Raw genomic sequence first — 16,865 nt, 5'->3', positions numbered from 1 at the left:
TCCAAACTAAAATCAATGAATTAATTAACACGATGTTGTATGTTGGTTACTCAACTTTCCTCATTGATCAGAAGAAAGTTAATTATGGGTGATAGTATCAGTTCAAAAAAATTCCCTATTTTGCAACAGGGAATTTGTAATAGATTAAGACAAGTTCAATCAATAGCAGGCATATTCTGCTTTATTCGATTAACATTTCGCCTCTCTCTGGTTCAACATCGATATACAGCATCAACTCACGCTCCAGCGCACGCCCGGCAATATCCAGATTGATATCAATATATTCCATCGTTGTGGCAATACTGCGATGGCCCAGTAATCCGCGCACCATTTGCAAATTACGATCAGGCGCTTTCATCAGTTCAGTTGCCAGGGTATGCCGGAAACGGTGTGGGCCCACATCAAATCCACACTCCTTTGACAAGCGCCGAAAGAATGACTTTATCGTCTGTAGCGGGTCGGTTTCATTTCCTCTGTCTGTTTTGGCGGTAAAATAGTCCACACAAAACAGGGGATCATTCAGTTTTGCCCCAGCGGCCCGGGCACGCTCCAGCAAAATCTCCAGTCGTGAATACAGCCATTTCACCACCGGCACCTGGTGTTCATAATGGTTCTTACTCCCCTCGGAACAAAGAATAATCCGGCGCTCATTCAGATCAACATCCCCCAGCCGGATATGTAATAACTGATTTTGCCGCATCCCGGTATAACGCAACGTATCCAGTACTGTCAGCCAGTACCAGGTCGGATATAATGCACAGCGGGCACGATGGTTATCCCCTGTCCGTCGCTCCCGCTCTTCAAATTGTCCCATCGTGAGATACAAGGCTGTCAGTTGTTTTTTGGTCAATGTTTTCTTTTTATTTTTGTTCGCATTGACCTTTACACCATTAAATGGGTTTTCCGTTTGGGGCAGTATCTTTTCTTCTATCGCCAAATTAAACACCGCCTGCATATGCGTAATCTTACTGTTCCAGGTCACACCTTTCAGTCCGCGCTGATGCAACACATATCTGCGCCATGCCAGGACCTGCTGTCGGGTCACTTGAGCAGGCCGATTGTCCACACCTGCAAACACCTGGAAGGTATTCACCACCTTGCGATAACTTGACTCCGTATCCGGCCGCAAAATTCTGGCAAAGAAATACTCATCCAGCAGGTTATCCCAGGTCATACTGTCCATCTCTACTTCCTCACTTCATTAATTTAAAAACCCATTGCGGGCCGCAGAAAATAACATATTGTTATTCAAGATGCTTTCTCATGAAATCATGAGAAAAGGGCTATCTTCCGGTACAGAACGGTCACGATAAAGCAACGTGTTTTTGATTAAGTAGCCATGAACACGTTGATAGGAGCCAGTCCGATCAGCCGAATCATAAAGATGACAACAACAAAAACACTTTCCACCACTGACTCGATGTCGTCCCAACCGTTCGAATGCAGTTTGTACCCGTTTCCATTTTTGGCTAACCTCTTTGCCATCCGCCTGCTTCTTCTCACCGAGAAACTGGAAGAAAATGGCCGGCACACTCACAAACACAAAACCACTGACCAGATGTATCCGGGCTTTCGGCGTATTAATGGTCATCACTCCATGCCTTAATCCAGCGGACAACCAGTCCCAGAATTGCTCGCCAATACAGGGTGTCTCAATCGCATTTTCGTTCTGCAATGTTGCCTGAACCGCGTGTTGTGAAGGCACCAGCGTGTATGGCGGTACGATTTCTGCTTCACTGGTCACAACCTGTTCTGTCACTGTGCCCGCGACATTCATCCCCATGAGTGACAATAGCTGTTGCGTGCTCCCATCCGGCGGCATCCCCTTCTCCGACGTGACAGTCATGACAGTAGAAGGGATCTCATCAACCGGCCTCACGGCTGATGAAACAATTTCAGTCATCGTGTTATCTTTCTGCCGTCTCTGAGAAGGCAGAACACTTTCCATTGCGGTTGATAAAGGCGTAGCAGAAACATCGGGATTTCCTGAAACAATCATTTGCGGTGATGCAGCCGCGACAGAGAATATTTCTGATATTGTCGGCGCACCCGCTTTATTCAAAGCTTCTGTAATTATCTGATTTATTGCGTCATCTTCCTTCATGTCACCGGATAAAATACAGAACAGCGTAGGCAAGGCATTAAGTACTGACGCCAGCCAGGTCAACGCCTTAGCTGGCAACAACCGCCCGGCGAGTAACATCCCGAAATGACAGGCAACCCTCGTCTCCACGGAGGGTGTTTTGAACCGGAAACGATACGGCCCCTGCGGCACAGCCAATCCAGGGTACCAGGGTTGGCCTTCATCCAGTTCTCCGTCAAACTGGGCCAAAACAGGTAAAAAATGAAATAACGCAGCGTAAAACACCACCGTGTTCCATATCACACTTTGTTCTGCCTGCGTTTCAGGGGCCACACCCGGCGGTAACATCTGCCCTTTCGCCAGACGTACGGCAAATGCAGTACATTGCAAAGTCACATCTATCAAGCCGCCCTGATGGGCATAAGTTCCCTGTGGTGCCGCCGGAAGTTGTTGCATCAATGCAACACACTCATGTAACGGGGCCAGCCACAGCGCCTGATAGTGTGTTTTGGGTAATGTGCTATTGTCCCACAGAGACTGTAAACACTGCCGACGCCGGGCAGTATCCAGCAGCAGCCTGGACTCAGACGGCAAAAAGTAGCCTGCTTTGACCGTTTCTGGGATGAAGGCGGATTGTGGAAGTGATTTTTTTCTTGCGGAGGTTCCCGCCAGCAGGATGTTAATTTTTTTCAACACGATTAATCTCCCCTTTTTTCCCGAAACCCTAATACATCCTCTGACAGGGACAAGGCAAAACTCTTTTCCGAGAATAAAAATTAATCGATGAAAACCGCATGCAATGATTCAAACGTTTCCAATTCAATCACGGGTAAACGAAGCGGGTATCCGGTTCTTTCGTTGAATCAGTCATGATAAATACAAAAGGCAAGAATTTTATTCAAAAATGGATCATGCAAAGGGTTAAAGCGGAAAATAGAGTGTGTCCAGTGCATCTGGGAAGCACTATTGATTCAGACTAAAACGTGTCAGGGATGAACAAAATAACCTCACTCGGTTTATTTCTCATCTCCGTCCTGTTTTGGATAAAAACTCCGGCCCAAGAGCCGGAATTGGCTTAATCCAGTGTCTCAAACCGTTTGAACTTCATGCTGCTTACGATTTTTCCTGAGACGACACGGCCAGTTTTCCAGCCAGTGTACCGGGGTATACATGACCCGATGACGTTCATTCGTCAGTGCATTACCTATCACCACCTCGCCGGGGATCCCCAGCAGAGAAAGCTGAATATAGGCCATCGAAGCGGCTACGACGTCCATATCAACGCAGGATACCCACATATGCCGGGCAGGGGCATAGCCTGAGGTTTTCAATTCTTCCGCCACCGCAATAACCATACAACCCGCACCACAGGCAGGCTCGTACAAGGTGAAAAAGGGGTGTTTCTCTAAAAATTGTCGCATGTCACTCAATTGCATGTTTGCCATCACCCGGCTAATATGCCAGGGTGTGAAGAATTGCTTCAGGTGTTTGCTACCCAAATTCATCTCCATGAAAATGCCGCCAAGAAAATCGTGGGGTAATACCCTCATGACATGCACAAGCAGTTGAGACAGCCGGGTCACATCTTCCGGTTCATAGTGTTTTATGATTTGCAAATACTGTTGTTCCAGCTCACTGTCCGGGCGAACAGCATTATGCAGACTAATCGCCGCACACTGCACAAAATCGCCAAATACCCGGTAGCGATGAGGGTAACGAGCCGTTTCATTCAATAAAGCCATAAACGCTTTTTTGTGCTTAATCAATACAGACAAAACGTGTTCCTGAGAAAAGGGGGAACACGCCCCCTCAGAGGAAATATTCCCCCAATGGGTAAATCGCCGGCGCAATATCCGCCGGCAGTAGAATTATCAGACGCTCAGGCAAACCTGAACCTGTTTTTTTTAAATCAATTCACCCCGGGGAATTTCCCTACGGATAAATGAAATAACGCCCGTCATGTGAAATATTGCCGAGAATGTAGGCCGGCCCTATCACTTTACGGATACCGTCTTCCTCACCAAATTCCAGCTCATCGATGCGACCTTCTTCCCACTGCCCATTCCGATATTTGTCGTAACCACAAAAGTCACAAACATCCTCAAAATAGTGGGTGATATGGCAGTGATATTGTCCGGACAAAGGTGCTATGATTTTTGCATACCACGGCTCCCAGGGTGTTGCGTCAAAATTCCCGGTCAGACTGCCATCGTCATTGTGCTTCCAGGCTATGTCATAACCTCGCGGCCGTGTCATACCGTACAATCGGAAATACAACTCATGAGTCGTCTCGTGATCCCTTAACAACCCACCGCAAAATCCATTGATTTCACTCGCAAGATGGGTCGGTATCAGCAGAAACAAGTCACCAGGAACCGTTTCTGTCAGCCGGTCATCAAGATGAGACCACAGCATTTCAGCATCACGTTCTGCGTTCCAAGTCAACAGACCGAACCAGTCACAGGATTTTTGGTTAAACAAAGCCCTGATGGTTTCCTGCGCTGCCGGGAGCAACGTCTCCCATTTTCGCGCGGCCAGGCCACTTTGTTGGTATAGCCTGTCAATCTGTTGGCTGGTGACTTCATCAAGCGCCACATTCTCTTTTAACAAGGCCAGCCAGTGCTCAAACGCCCGGTTTTCCGGTGAACCTTCCCCTGTTCCCTGCGCTACCAGCGCTGGATACAGTGAGTAATCTGTCGTTTCAGTGGGTTGCAGGAGACCGGCACAGCCCGCGACAAACAGCTTAATACTTTGATGGATAGCCTGCCCGTAGTAGGGAATTTTGTCTCCCAGTGCCCATTGTTGCAGGGCATCCAGCTGGTCAGGTTGGCCTGTGATATGCAAACGATTGGCGTAACACTTCGGCATAGTAAAAAATCCTCTTTTTTTACCTGAAAGAGGGCTTACCCTGTGGAGGTAATGCCCCCACAGGCAAGTGATAAGTTCAGCAATGTGAAAAAAGGCTATCCGGCTTTCGGACAGCCCCGTCCAAGTTATTTATAGCCGGACAGCCGGTTTACACAATTTTGTGGCCTGTCCATCAGGACGCCTTCTTTTTCCAAACGCCGCGATAATCCTGCCCGTCATCACCCGGTACAAATCAGGCCGGAAACGTCTGCCATGACGACGGGCAGCTTTGTTTTTGCGGACAGTTTTTGGGAATGTTTTGGTCTTAATCTTTTTCATCGGTAACGCTCCGAAATAAAAACGGGCGTTATCCCCTGACGGGAAATAACGCCCGTCAGGGTGAAAACGATTGCCGGCATCCCGGCAATCAGGGGTAAAATTGCGTGATAATTTGTGTGGCTGTCAGCGTCACCTTCAGATCACATTTGTCATGCAGTAACCGGTTGAGTGTAGATACAGCGAAACCCAGCTTTTCCGCGAAATCATCGCCGCCCACTTCCGCCCGGGCACGTTCATACCAGCCTGCGTCCTTCTCCGGATGATAACCGCGAGCATACGCGACAAGACGCTTACCGTTTTGCATCGAACCGTTATCAGACAGGATATAAATCCCCTGATCCTTGACCAGCAACACGTCACACTGATGGGCTATCGCTTCCCACAACACGGGTTTCAGGTCTTTCGCCTTAAAAAGTAACATCGTCGTTCTCCTGAGGAGAAACGTTCCCCTTGAGGGAACATTTCCCTCAATAGGTTAAATTTCAGTTATGCTGCCAACCGCTGTACCGGCGCAGCCATGCTCACTGAACGGGTTCCCGGTACAAATTGTTCACGTACCCAGCTGATGGCCTCATCCACCACCTCCCGATAATCCTGAAGGTTTGGGTGGTCAATATCCTCAATGTCCCTATCCAAACGAAAGATTTCCATCATAATCCCATTGCAGTACACCACGTCGGCACGGAACTCCACTGGGGTAAAAATGCCATCAGCAACCCGATCGATATACTGACTGATATACTCAGGTGCAAATTCCTCTACCACAATATTGTCCAGATCCTGCGGTCCCATCCCTACCCGAATGCGACCAAAGGCGGTAGAAAACTGGCGTATCGGACGAGATTCGACCTGTAAGTAATACAAAAACTTACTCAGGCGCTCAAAACAATACAGACACGTTTCTGTCAACTGCTTATCCAAGTAGTCCATAAAACGTGTCCAGTACTGTTGCGTTTTACTGAACTGTTCCAGCGTGATTTGTTCCTCCTCCGGCAGATTATCCTGCGCCGTCAGACGCAAAAACTGCTCTGCCGTCAGATTCAGTAGCACAGCGGTATCCGGCCGGATAAGGGTATCCACACGACCACTGCTGTCCGGATGGGTATAGGGCATGAGCCTTAGATCCTGATAAACATGAGATATCGCATCCATTCCCCGTATCCATAATGTCAGGATACGTTCACTATTTCTGCATCTGGCCCGGTTTGCCGGCTCCTCAGACAAACTGTCCAAAAGATGAGTCATGACGGGCAAAAGTAACGCTTTGGTAAACTTGACATGGGTATTGACGTAGTCTCCCTGGCACTCATGAAACAGACAGAAAATAGCGTCGTCATCCAGCGCCAGCCCCATTCGTTCGACGAATTGATGCCGGATATAAAAACGTAATAAAGACATAAGAGAAATCTCGTGATTGACGGGGTTCCCCCAGTAGGGGACATCCCCCATCGGGTTAATGTGAGGCCACCCAATGGTGACTTAAATTAAAAATGTGTATCAGCCAGCCTTGCGCATCGCTATTTCGTCTTCAGCTTCCTGACGCTGACGTTTGAACTGCCAGAAGCCTAAATGGTACATTGGCGTCACCATTTGTTGAGACATGACATTCGTGAGTGAATCGCCCACCGTGACCACGGCCGGGACACCCAGCAACGACAGTTGGATATATGTCATCATCGCGGCAACCGGGTCGATATCGACACAAAACGCCAGCATCTGTTGCTGAGGATTAAACCCCGCTTCCAGCAGGGCCTGATGCATTGCAATAATCATCCCGCCGGCGCCACAAGCCGGGTCAGACACCGTGATGTATTCACGCTCCCCGGACGCCAGCATCGGCAAACCCTCAGCAAGTCGCATTTTGGCCATCATATGGCTGACAGGAAACGGCGTAAAATACTGACCCGCCTGGTCATGACCTAATTCCAGCGCCATGAAAATAGCCCCCAGAAAATCACCGACTGCATACTCCAGCCCCATGATAACTTCACTCAGCAAACGACTCAGCCGGCATGCATCTTCACGGGAATAACGCTTCACCCGCTGCATATAGTCCGCTTCAAATTCCTCATTTTGCAACAGCACGTTGTACAGTGAGCAGGCTGACATATGCACAAAATCACAGAACACCTGCCAGCGATTTTCATGGGGTGCAATCTGGTTAAACAGTCTGATAAACGCCTGTTTATGTGGATTCGGTTCCCGGTAAGTTTCCGCCAATGGCAGCGCCACCACATTATCGTCAGTCGGATCATTATCTTCATCCTCACAGCCCGTCTCAGACGCCACCGACGGTGACAACTGCTCAGGTTGTAATAACGTATCCGGTTCATCGGTATCAGCCTGTTCTGTGACCGGCACCCGATAATAGTTCAGACACGATGGCTGGCTGGAGAACAATGCCAGTGCCTCACTGGCCGGCCCCAATTCTTCCGGGAATAACCGCCCTTCGGACTGATCACACCGGTCCCACTCGTATATTCGTGCCAATGCACTGATAGCCATGAGCGGCGTGATACCACCGTCGATATGACGCTGAACAACTGCATCACATCCTAACATCGTGTCATCCAGCGGCAGGCCATAATGTTCGCTGAGCAGTACGGTCGCCATCTGTTGCCACAACCCTACACGGGTTGGTAACTGCTGCCTTCGGTGCTGCAAATAATCCATAGCACGACGGGCATCATTAGCCACCTGAAACAACCACCACGGATCTGCACGCAAAGTCTGTCCCCAGGGTGCCACACTATCCGGATATACCGGGTTACCCCACACACCGGTCAGTGCAGCCACAAACGCCGATCCCAAAGCTGTCACCCCTTGCTCCCGCCTGTCATCCCACTCGCTTCGGGCTGTCAGACCAAAGCGGTTCAAGCGGGACGGATGCCCGGTAGCACTCACCAGTTGATGCAACAGATCATGCCAGTATTGTGAATCTTCAACGTAGTCCTGCCGGACGGGCAGCTCAATACGATCATGCAACGGCCGGTAAACGGGCACGATGCCTGACCGGTGAACCACGGAGATCCCACTGGTCATCATCAATTGCTGAACAGCGGCAAAACCGGGAGCCGGACGGGGAGGTAAAGGACAACCCGGTTGAAGTTCTGCCGGCAGTCCTGCACATTGTTCCAGATTAATGACACGCATCAGCGACATTGAAGGCCGGTAACGGACGATGGTTGTCGGTTTTTCACCGTTGACCACCCATCCGCCCAACGCTCTTAACTCATCACCAGTTAACCAGCGGTTAGATATCAACTGCCGCTGTTGCATGGCTTGCCACAACAGCAACACATTGATACCGCTAAATGGCTTCCCTGTCAGCGCCTGCTGTGGCAAACCGTATTCACTACCCGCCAACCAGGGCTGCTGCCAGGGCATCCATCCATTTTCCAGGCTGTCCGTAAGACGTCGGGTGATTAACCGGCAGATATCATCCGGTAGGTAAGAAAGGGTCATCATCTTTTCCTGTCTAAAATTAAGGAAGAGACCCTTCCACAGGGAGTCGTCTCTCCCCTAGGGATAAATAATTAGCGCATGAAATAATTAGCTATTCTGGCCGGTAACGCGGTCAGCCAATGATAAACTGCTGACAAGTCAACCTCGTAAGCGTGAAGCATCAAACACACGCCTGTCACCAGCGACGTCAATGCTATCCCGGTCAACAGCCAGCGACGACGCTGCCTGAGTTTTTTCTCCTTTAGCTGAACCTGTTGATACAGGAACAGCCCCAGCGTCTGCAACTCACTGAACCGGTGAAATTCCTCACGCCGTAAGGCTTCACAGGCCTCATCGTAACGCTCAAGCTCGGTCGGATGATGACGAGCCAGAAAACAGCGGTAACCGTGATTTCTCAGCGTGTGATAGTGATTGTCGAATTGCGCCTGCAGCCACTGATTAAACCGGCTACGGGTTTTTCTGAATATTTCCGGTTCAGCCAGCGCCTGTATTGACAGGGAGCGGGGCGGTACCGGGGTCTGCTCTTTAGTCGACATCGTACTCATAGGGTTAACTCCTGTTGCAAAAAAATGACTGACGGCGTTAACCCTCACGGGTTTCCCCGTCAGGGTGGTCAATAAATTAGGCGTCCAGCGCAATCAGCAGCCGGTCAGGTTCATACTTAAGCCGTAAGGCTTGCCACAAAGGGACTTTCATGTCGCCGTTATGCGGCAAACAGAAAAAACCAAACGTCACCTCACACGTTCCCGGCTTTGCTGCCGACCAGGCTTTGAATGCCTGATAAATCAGTTGGTGAAACCGCTCTGTTTCATATTCCGGCGCAGACGGATAACTCACCACCCGCAGCCAGACTGGCTCTTCAATCGCCACAGCCGGCATCACTACCTGGGTAACTGTAGTCAACATCTCATTGTCCATCATGCGGCTTCATCATAAGCGGTCGACAAACTGCGCTGTCTCAACAAACGCGTTAGCATCTGTTGTGCCGACCCGACCGCTTCCGTCTCATCAATAAGAGACTGATCGCAATAGAATGGTTCCGGCTTCTCCTCACCGAAATACAGCAACTCGACACCCGGTTTGTAGCTGTGCATATCTCTCACCACCACCGGTCTCCCGCACGACTTGGCGTCGTCAGAGAGTTGCCATTTACCGGCATACACCGTGTGCCTTCGCGCATGAGCTGCCGGTAACCTCACCGGTCTTCGCCGTAACAACCAGGACAGCACATGGTAAAACGACAAAGAAATCCAGCGAATCACGCCCCAAAGCACTGTCACAAAGATCATTAGCATCGTTCGTCTCCTTTTATCCCCATAACAACCGGAAAACCAGTAACAACACACCCAGCGTTAAAATCCCTGCAAATTTAAGCAGCGTTATCACGCTCAAAAGTTTGAAGAGTGCGTCACGATCACGGTAGTCACATTCATCACGGATCAAATCGCGGATGAGGGATTGTTGTTTCGGGGTTAATGTTTCTGAAGCCGGCAGGATTGTCGGATCAGAAGGTGAATGAAAAGCAGGCATTAACAGCTCCTGTTACCGGAAACCCGCCCTTGACGGGGACAAGCCCCGGGAAGTGAAAAAAAATGTCCGTCAAGAACATCATGCAAAGTGAATAAATCCGTCAGGTCAATCCTTATCAAGATGCCTGATAAGTATCGCTAGCCGAGGCAATCTTCCCGACTTAACTTTACGCCCAATCACCGCTTCAAGCGGGACAGATTGCACCGATATTTCCGTTAATAACGATAAAGTTTGCATAATATTTCCTCAAATATAAAAAATGAGGAATAACCTCATCCCTCAGGGAAAGGTATTCCCCATCAGGAGGTGGTTGATATGAGAGAGACAACAGGATTCACCCTGTCTCTCGGAGGTGAGATCATCAGATGGCCAGCCTGCCACCGTGTGTTACTAAAAATGCACCTTCATCACTGTAATCAGTGATACCCGTTTTCAAAGGATAAACGGGTGTACCGCCCAAAGGCACCATCTCTCAGGTTACAATGGTTTTATGACGAGTCACCCAAAAGCGTCAGTCTCAGACTCATCTGACATTGGCCGTTGTCCGAAAACAACAAATTAACGCACTGATATTAAGCCCAGGGCGGTTTCGATTCAAGTTAAATTCAAACGCCGATTAATCATCACTATGCTGTTTATGATAAACACGGACAACATAATATCCTCGTCCATCCCCATGCCCTAAATCCATCGAAACCATCGCTGCCGCTTCTTTTCGACTGAATCCTTTTGACAAATGATAATTTATTGCCTCAACAGCATAAGCATAACGCAAACTGTGTGGTGAAGACTTTCCGGTTAACCCCGCTTCCCTGACAATATTCCGGTAACGATCAATGGCTGAATGTAAATTCGGCTTATCAATCAAACGACCCTGATTTTTATTAGCATACTTTATTGCCGTCCTGACTGCCCGGAGCACTTTATCCCGATCAACCACCGTCGTGTCACGGGGACGTCCTCCTTTTGTACCAAACACCACCCTCACTCTTTCATCCCCACGCAATAAGGCTTTTTCCCACGTTCTTAATGACTTTGCCGCCTGAACCGCTTCTTCCGTTCGCAGTCCCAGATAACGAGAAAGTTGCATAGCAGCAGCTACTCCTTCATCTTTCCCCCGGACCAAAACAAGCGTCGTATGATAACGCTCATCCGAAATCGCCATCTTAGTCCCCTCCCGGCTGGCGCCAGATAATCCGAGCGCATGATTACTTAACCGTTCGTGATGAGGGTGAGCTAATTGAGATCTTCCCGCCATAGCGAATATCGCCCGAACAGCCGCCATCTCATTTTGTAACGTTCGCTTTGAAATATTCTCTGACTTTCGGCTATCGATATATTTTTCAATATGATTAATTTTCATATTGTTAATATCACGGATTTGAATATTTAATATCGCCATGCTTTCCGCCAGACGTTTGGCTATTTTCATTCTGTCTGAAACGGTTTTAAAACTGCCGCCAGCCTGACGAGCCAATGTCACTAACTGCTTACTCAACTTTGACATGCAAACGATTTCCTTTTTAACCCACACGACACCACCGCTTGCAACCTGACGGAGGCAAGCAATACAAAACGGTGTTCTGAATGTCATCTCTCAACCCCAACGGCACGGTTTGATTTGCGCTTCCTGCGGCTCGACTGATATCTGTGCATCGGGGTGGCGAAATGTTGAGTTCTTACGAGGCACCCCAGCTCTCCGAGCTGTTCGCGGTTTACACCGTCCTGACTGTTGTCAGACTACCTCCAACGCCAGTTTTCACTGACGTCGCCATCAATACCGAGTCGATTGTTCTCCTTCTTCTGAATATAAAACGTCAACATGATTGTTTTTCACCCAGGACGTTAAGGTGAATAGCGATCTTCAAACCCGCCGACCGGTGTACCACGTATTGGTCAGAAGGTAAAAGATGCGGGGAAAGCTTGTATTACGTGGTTTGGCAGGTTGTACGCTGGCAGCGTCACTTGGTTTTCGTTATCACGCCAACAAGTGACGCCGCCCATTTCTTCTGGACCCAATGCGTTGTCCGCAAGATACCCAATAACCTGTCAAATCTGGCAACAGTCATCCGGACTGCTGAACGAAACCACCCAGGCAAGCGTAGAAAGCAAAATCAACCCGTAGGTTGTTGTCTGAGGATACTGACAAGTCAGCAAAGTGTCTGTGAAATTGCACCTTCATCACTATTGCTAGTGATACCCGTTTTCAAAGGATAAACGGATTTACCGTCCGAAGACGCCACCTCTCAGGCTACAATGGCATTGAAATCAGTCACCCGAAGGCGTTCCTCTCAGACTGCGGGAACATTAACGATCGCTTATGCGACAACGAATACTGCCTTAAATTAATCAAGGTCCATCTCAACGTCAAGAAAGCTTTTCATACCGCATAGAATAATCATTTATGCTCTTCAAAAAGTGAGCACAATGACAGGCCGAACAGTTAACAAAAAGCAAAACTGGCATAGATAAATCCGCACTAGGGATCTTTGTCTCCTGAGGATTCATGATTTTTTCCAATTTGTGAGTTAATGACGCACACCTGCTGCCTGATGGTTATCTCCCCATCCGCAATAACATAGCGCCTGTTCTGCCAACTGAGCTAAAAGTCATCATCTAATCATAAAAGGTAATACCCAATCACTAATTGACGATAAATGTCACATTTCAATGTAGTTTCACTCTGAAATTAAAATAAAAAATGTGACAGTAATCACAAAATTAAAACAAAAAATGAAATTATTAGCATTGGTTATTAAATGATTAATATTAATCTGTTTTTTATACAATTTGCAACGCAATGATAACATTGGTTTATTTTTTGCACTATAATATAACACCTTGTTTTTGCTGCTATCTTAACCATCCAGCCTATTTTAGTTACCTGACTAATAATAAACCCTGAATATTGATCGCTAAATTAAATTTAGGGTTAATACTGCTTCGAAATTGTGGAATAGAAAGACAATGAAAAGCAGTATTTTAGTGTTTGCGGTTTTTTGTAGCCTGATTCCAAGCAGTCAGGCCGCAGACATTGCAGATCAACAACTGATCCATCAACAGGCACGTCAGCAAGCGCTGGAGGCTCAATTGGCGCCACCCCCTGCGGATGTTCGCCTGTCTGTACCCGAAAAAGCAGTGTCATCCACATTCCCAGTGGAAACACCGTGTTTTCCCATCACCCGTGTCATCCTAGCAGGCACCGAAAATTTCCCGCATTGGTTACCGTTCAGGCATGTTGCCCAACAGAGCGAAAACCATTGCCTCGGTGATAAAGGCATTAGCCGGCTGATGACCCAATTGCAAGATCAGCTCATCAATCATGGTTATGTCACCAGCCGGGTTCTGGCTCCTCGTCAGGATCTGCATACCCAAACCTTAAAGCTGGTGATGATACCGGGCAGAATCCGGCATATCCGCTATACCCCGGACAGCGGCAAGTATATCCAGCGGATAACCCCGTTCCCCGCCCGTGAAGGCAAGCTGCTGGATTTACGGGATATTGAGCAGGGATTGGAAAATCTGCAACGTTTTCCCACCGTTCAGGCGGATATGAATATTGTCCCGGCAGAACAGCCAGGGGAGAGTGATATTGTACTGGACTGGCGTCAGTCACGGCACTGGCGAGTCGCCACTTATCTGGATGATACCGGTTCCAAAAGTACCGGGCGTTATCAAGGTGGATTCACCTTTTTTCTGGATAACCCCTGGCGCTAAGCGACCTGTTCTATCTCTCCGCTGGGCGCGATATTCACGCGTCTGCCGGGAAAGGCAGCCAAAACGACACGCTCTATTACTCCCTGCCATTTGGCTACTGGATGGCGAGCGTGACGGCCAGTCATTACGATTATACCCAGACGATAGCCGGGCTGAATCAGGCGATTCAATACCGGGGCAAAAGCAAAAACCTGTCTGTCCAGCTCAGCCGGGTTCTGCACCGTAACGCGGACCAGAAAACTGGGCTCAACGGTGAAATTTATCGTCGGGCATCCCGCAATTTTATTGATAACACGGAAATCGACGTTCAACGTCGGGAAACCGCGGGTTGGAAATTGGGACTTTCTCACCAGCATTACATTGGCAATGCAACGTTAGACGCCCGGGTCACTTACCAACAAGGCATGCGCTGGTTTGGCGCGCAACCTGCGCCGGAAGAGTATCGCAATGAAGGGACCGCCTTACCCAAAATCACCCAATTCTCGGCGACGCTTGCCGGGCCGTTAACGCTGTTTTCCCAGCCCTTTTCTTATCAGACCCAGTATCTGCGCCAGATAAGCGCCAGCCCATTGACGCCCCAGGATCGATTTTCAATCGGTGGCCGCTGGACGGTACGCGGCTTTGATGGCGAGTTGACCTTATCCGCTGATCGGGGTTGGTACAGCCGTAACGAACTGGACTGGCAAATCCCGCTGAAAGGGCAATCGCTGTATCTGGCAATGGATTATGGCGAAGTGGGCGGACGGGACAGTGACGCTCTGCTCGGAAAACACCTGGCGGGGAGTGCCCTAGTACTACAGCCGTAATCGCTCTGTAATCATAAGGTTATCCCGGCGACGATAATGGCATTGTTGTGCATGGTATTGATGTCGTCGTCGCCAGGATGACCAATGTAAAACCTGCTCGACGCTCTCTCCGGTCTTTTCCATCAATTTTGACAGCAGCTTACGCAGTTCCGCCACACTGAGGGCGATCAATCCCACCGGCGTTTTTTCTCTCCCGTATCCGTAAAACTGCCAGAACCGCATGGGCCAGTAGCGATAAGGTAATGTGCCGATACCAACTGTGCCATTGCCGCACTTCGTAATGATCCAGCCCGCATTCTCCCTTCGTTTCCTCAAAACCACATTCAATTTCCCAGCGACGGCCTGCCACCTGAGCCAGGATTTTCAGATCAGCCTGTTCTCTGCGCGCATACACCACATAGTAGGCCCGTTCCTGTTTTTCATCCCGGCTGCGCCGAACCAGCAGATAATGGCCATATTCCCGTTCTTTCTCACTGAGTTGTAAACGCCAGAGCGGCACTAAAACCCAGTCATACTGACGTTCGCCTTTCGCTCCCCGCCCCGCAGAATGTGTTTCCCATTGCTGAGGCGTCAGGCTGTCCACAATGTTGTCCGCTCTGACAGAGGTCGGACCTTGCCACCACAACGGTTCATTTTTGGGGATCGCCAGCACAAACGGTTGATATCGGGACTCCAGCCAGCAGCGCAGGCGACGATCCTGACCATAAACGGCATCTGCCGTCACCCAGCGGCAGGGTAATGCGCGTTCCAGCATCTGCTGGGCGAGTTGCGGTGGTGGCAAAGGTGGCTGAGTCAGGAATGCCAGCGGCGTCACAGCGGGGCCGATCATCCGTCCAAGGTTTGGGCAGGTATAACGCCCGGTCAATAAAGGCATGGCCGCCCTGACCGGCATAACAGAGAAAGACGCCTATCTGACTGTTTTCGACGCGCCCGGCGGTGCCACTGTATTGACGTTGCACGCCGGCAGAATGCGCGCCTTTTTTGATAAATCCGGTTTCATCCACAATGAGCACCCCGTGTTCATCGCCCAAATGCTCTGTCACATAGTCACGCAAAATATCGCGGGCGACGTCGACATCCCAGCGAGCGCGCTCCAGCAGATGTTGAATCCCATCAGGCGTGCGTTCGCCTATCCATTCCGCCAGTTGCCAGCCATTTTTACGCTCAACGTCACTGAGCAGTCCCCGGAGATAGGCAAGGCTGCGTTGTTGTGGGCCGGGGTGGTAAAACAAGGGAGCTAATCGGGTATGCAGTGAGCGCAGTTCCTGTTCCCAAGCGTTAGTAGGTAAGTGCATTGAACACCTCCCCCTCTTTTCAGGAAAAAATGTCAGGGGTTATCATGCCACAATGGGGCGTACGGCTGTAGTAATAGTCGGCTTTTTTCTGGAGGTCGCATCAGGATTAATTGCTTATACATTCCAGCCGAAAAAGCCGAGCTTAGGTTTATGTGATCATGAAATTGCGATGCTTAAACAAAACTGAGGTTGATTTAGTTCCATCGAATTACGCAACAAAGCCTATTCACGTGCATTTTCAGACATAAACATTCGTAGAAAATACAATATTTACTGTGTAATGAAAACATTAGCCCGAATCTTACACTAATTCCTGTTACATAAATCAAGCTATTAAATTCATGAAGGGAGTCCTCAGTAAAAAAGCGTTTACCAACATATGAGAATTTTGTAACCTATGATTGATATTTAATTTCCTGAAAATATTAGTGACAATCTATCTTTCATATCTGAATCATTAATTTCTCTTAATACATGTTTCACAACACTGTCTTCTGATAAAATCTTAAAATGACCTAAGCCTTCTGTAGATATCATCTTTGAATCTTTAACAGCATCGTTTATTTTTTTAGATTGAGAATAGTCTACATAATCATCAAATCTATCATGAATAATTATAATTTTTGAACCTACATCATCGATTTTATTATCAGCTGAAAAATCAGTCCATATAGTCTTTGACCTGAAAATTTTCTCGAGCTTACTATATAATGCATTGATAGTTTTATCTTTTAAATTAACAAATGATGCTGCTCTATTAAGTAGCATACTTGAACTCACATA

16 protein-coding genes and 3 pseudogenes are annotated in these 16,865 nt (G+C 48.6%); 3 read left to right on the top strand and 16 right to left on the bottom strand.

Annotation, left to right across the window (positions count from 1 at the left end):
• Positions 1–181: 181 nt before the first annotated feature.
• From LGZ99_RS16930 to LGZ99_RS16865, 14 genes are all read right to left on the bottom strand, one after another.
• Positions 182–1,183, bottom strand: coding sequence for a tyrosine-type recombinase/integrase (locus tag LGZ99_RS16930; RefSeq protein ID WP_036838432.1), 1,002 nt, complete (start codon positions 1,181–1,183; stop codon positions 182–184).
• A gap of 78 nt (positions 1,184–1,261) precedes the next feature.
• On the bottom strand, positions 1,262–2,779 hold the full coding sequence (locus LGZ99_RS16925) for a conjugal transfer nickase/helicase domain-containing protein (protein WP_036838430.1): 1,518 nt from the start codon (positions 2,777–2,779) through the stop codon (positions 1,262–1,264).
• Between the two features lie 392 nt (positions 2,780–3,171).
• Positions 3,172–3,858: an N-6 DNA methylase gene (locus tag LGZ99_RS16920; protein ID WP_036838427.1), complete on the bottom strand. Its 687-nt coding sequence runs from the start codon at positions 3,856–3,858 to the stop codon at positions 3,172–3,174.
• A 157-nt stretch (positions 3,859–4,015) separates the two neighbouring features.
• A complete protein-coding gene (locus LGZ99_RS16915) occupies positions 4,016–4,951 on the bottom strand; it encodes a DUF1281 domain-containing protein (protein ID WP_036838424.1) in 936 nt (311 codons plus the stop codon).
• 129 nt (positions 4,952–5,080) lie between these two features.
• Positions 5,081–5,269, bottom strand: coding sequence for a hypothetical protein (locus LGZ99_RS16910; RefSeq protein WP_036838422.1), 189 nt, complete (start codon positions 5,267–5,269; stop codon positions 5,081–5,083).
• Between the two features lie 88 nt (positions 5,270–5,357).
• Complete coding sequence (locus LGZ99_RS16905) at positions 5,358–5,690, bottom strand: DUF3085 domain-containing protein (RefSeq protein ID WP_036838419.1); 333 nt, start codon at positions 5,688–5,690, stop codon at positions 5,358–5,360.
• Between the two features lie 65 nt (positions 5,691–5,755).
• Complete coding sequence (locus LGZ99_RS16900) at positions 5,756–6,667, bottom strand: hypothetical protein (RefSeq protein WP_036838417.1); 912 nt, start codon at positions 6,665–6,667, stop codon at positions 5,756–5,758.
• A gap of 99 nt (positions 6,668–6,766) precedes the next feature.
• Positions 6,767–8,734, bottom strand: coding sequence for a TA system toxin CbtA family protein (locus LGZ99_RS16895; RefSeq protein ID WP_262979364.1), 1,968 nt, complete (start codon positions 8,732–8,734; stop codon positions 6,767–6,769).
• 71 nt (positions 8,735–8,805) lie between these two features.
• Positions 8,806–9,279 (bottom strand): hypothetical protein, encoded by a 474-nt coding sequence (locus LGZ99_RS16890; protein WP_023046215.1) that lies wholly within the window; start codon positions 9,277–9,279, stop codon positions 8,806–8,808.
• Between the two features lie 76 nt (positions 9,280–9,355).
• Entirely contained in the window at positions 9,356–9,655 is a 300-nt protein-coding gene (locus LGZ99_RS16885; RefSeq protein ID WP_023046214.1) for a hypothetical protein, read from the bottom strand.
• On the bottom strand, positions 9,652–9,951 hold the full coding sequence (locus LGZ99_RS16880; RefSeq protein WP_262979363.1) for a hypothetical protein: 300 nt from the start codon (positions 9,949–9,951) through the stop codon (positions 9,652–9,654). Before LGZ99_RS16880 ends, LGZ99_RS16885 begins: the two co-directional genes overlap by 4 nt.
• 91 nt (positions 9,952–10,042) lie before the next feature.
• Complete coding sequence (locus LGZ99_RS16875) at positions 10,043–10,264, bottom strand: hypothetical protein (RefSeq protein ID WP_021324418.1); 222 nt, start codon at positions 10,262–10,264, stop codon at positions 10,043–10,045.
• 105 nt (positions 10,265–10,369) lie between these two features.
• Positions 10,370–10,501 carry a hypothetical protein gene (locus tag LGZ99_RS16870; protein WP_262979362.1) on the bottom strand — a complete coding sequence of 44 codons (132 nt, stop codon included), beginning with the start codon at positions 10,499–10,501 and terminating at the stop codon, positions 10,370–10,372.
• A gap of 379 nt (positions 10,502–10,880) precedes the next feature.
• Positions 10,881–11,771 (bottom strand): integrase domain-containing protein, encoded by an 891-nt coding sequence (locus LGZ99_RS16865; RefSeq protein WP_036838413.1) that lies wholly within the window; start codon positions 11,769–11,771, stop codon positions 10,881–10,883.
• 416 nt (positions 11,772–12,187) lie between these two features.
• Between LGZ99_RS16865 and LGZ99_RS16860 the strand changes: the two genes are divergently transcribed.
• Positions 12,188–12,481: a hypothetical protein gene (locus LGZ99_RS16860; protein WP_152552726.1), complete on the top strand. Its 294-nt coding sequence runs from the start codon at positions 12,188–12,190 to the stop codon at positions 12,479–12,481.
• Positions 12,482–13,231: 750 nt separating this feature from the next.
• Positions 13,232–14,787: pseudogene (locus LGZ99_RS24895) on the top strand (ShlB/FhaC/HecB family hemolysin secretion/activation protein).
• Positions 14,788–14,926: 139 nt separating this feature from the next.
• Here LGZ99_RS24895 and LGZ99_RS16845 read toward each other — a convergent pair.
• Positions 14,927–16,082 (bottom strand): annotated as a pseudogene (locus LGZ99_RS16845) (IS701 family transposase).
• Positions 16,083–16,155: 73 nt separating this feature from the next.
• Here LGZ99_RS16845 and LGZ99_RS25035 point away from each other — a divergent pair.
• Positions 16,156–16,269 (top strand): annotated as a pseudogene (locus LGZ99_RS25035) (IS982 family transposase); the annotation flags it as partial.
• A 221-nt stretch (positions 16,270–16,490) separates the two neighbouring features.
• Here LGZ99_RS25035 and LGZ99_RS16840 read toward each other — a convergent pair.
• The coding region (locus LGZ99_RS16840; protein WP_262979361.1) for a hypothetical protein at positions 16,491–16,865 on the bottom strand (375 nt) is incomplete at its 5' end.

It is taken from the genome of Photorhabdus temperata (assembly GCF_025384845.1).
Lineage (GTDB): Bacteria > Pseudomonadota > Gammaproteobacteria > Enterobacterales > Enterobacteriaceae > Photorhabdus > Photorhabdus temperata.
This window is presented reverse-complemented; position numbering and strand designations above follow the sequence as displayed.

Coding starts and splice junctions, on each gene's coding strand:
- LGZ99_RS16930 (WP_036838432.1), bottom strand. CDS start 1,183: ATGGACAGTATGACCTGGGATAACCTGCTGGATGAGTATTTCTTTGCC.
- LGZ99_RS16915 (WP_036838424.1), bottom strand. CDS start 4,951: ATGCCGAAGTGTTACGCCAATCGTTTGCATATCACAGGCCAACCTGAC.
- LGZ99_RS16910 (WP_036838422.1), bottom strand. CDS start 5,269: ATGAAAAAGATTAAGACCAAAACATTCCCAAAAACTGTCCGCAAAAAC.
- LGZ99_RS16905 (WP_036838419.1), bottom strand. CDS start 5,690: ATGTTACTTTTTAAGGCGAAAGACCTGAAACCCGTGTTGTGGGAAGCG.
- LGZ99_RS16900 (WP_036838417.1), bottom strand. CDS start 6,667: ATGTCTTTATTACGTTTTTATATCCGGCATCAATTCGTCGAACGAATG.
- LGZ99_RS16895 (WP_262979364.1), bottom strand. CDS start 8,734: ATGACCCTTTCTTACCTACCGGATGATATCTGCCGGTTAATCACCCGA.
- LGZ99_RS16890 (WP_023046215.1), bottom strand. CDS start 9,279: ATGAGTACGATGTCGACTAAAGAGCAGACCCCGGTACCGCCCCGCTCC.
- LGZ99_RS16885 (WP_023046214.1), bottom strand. CDS start 9,655: ATGATGGACAATGAGATGTTGACTACAGTTACCCAGGTAGTGATGCCG.
- LGZ99_RS16875 (WP_021324418.1), bottom strand. CDS start 10,264: ATGCCTGCTTTTCATTCACCTTCTGATCCGACAATCCTGCCGGCTTCA.
- LGZ99_RS16870 (WP_262979362.1), bottom strand. CDS start 10,501: ATGCAAACTTTATCGTTATTAACGGAAATATCGGTGCAATCTGTCCCG.
- LGZ99_RS16865 (WP_036838413.1), bottom strand. CDS start 11,771: ATGTCAAAGTTGAGTAAGCAGTTAGTGACATTGGCTCGTCAGGCTGGC.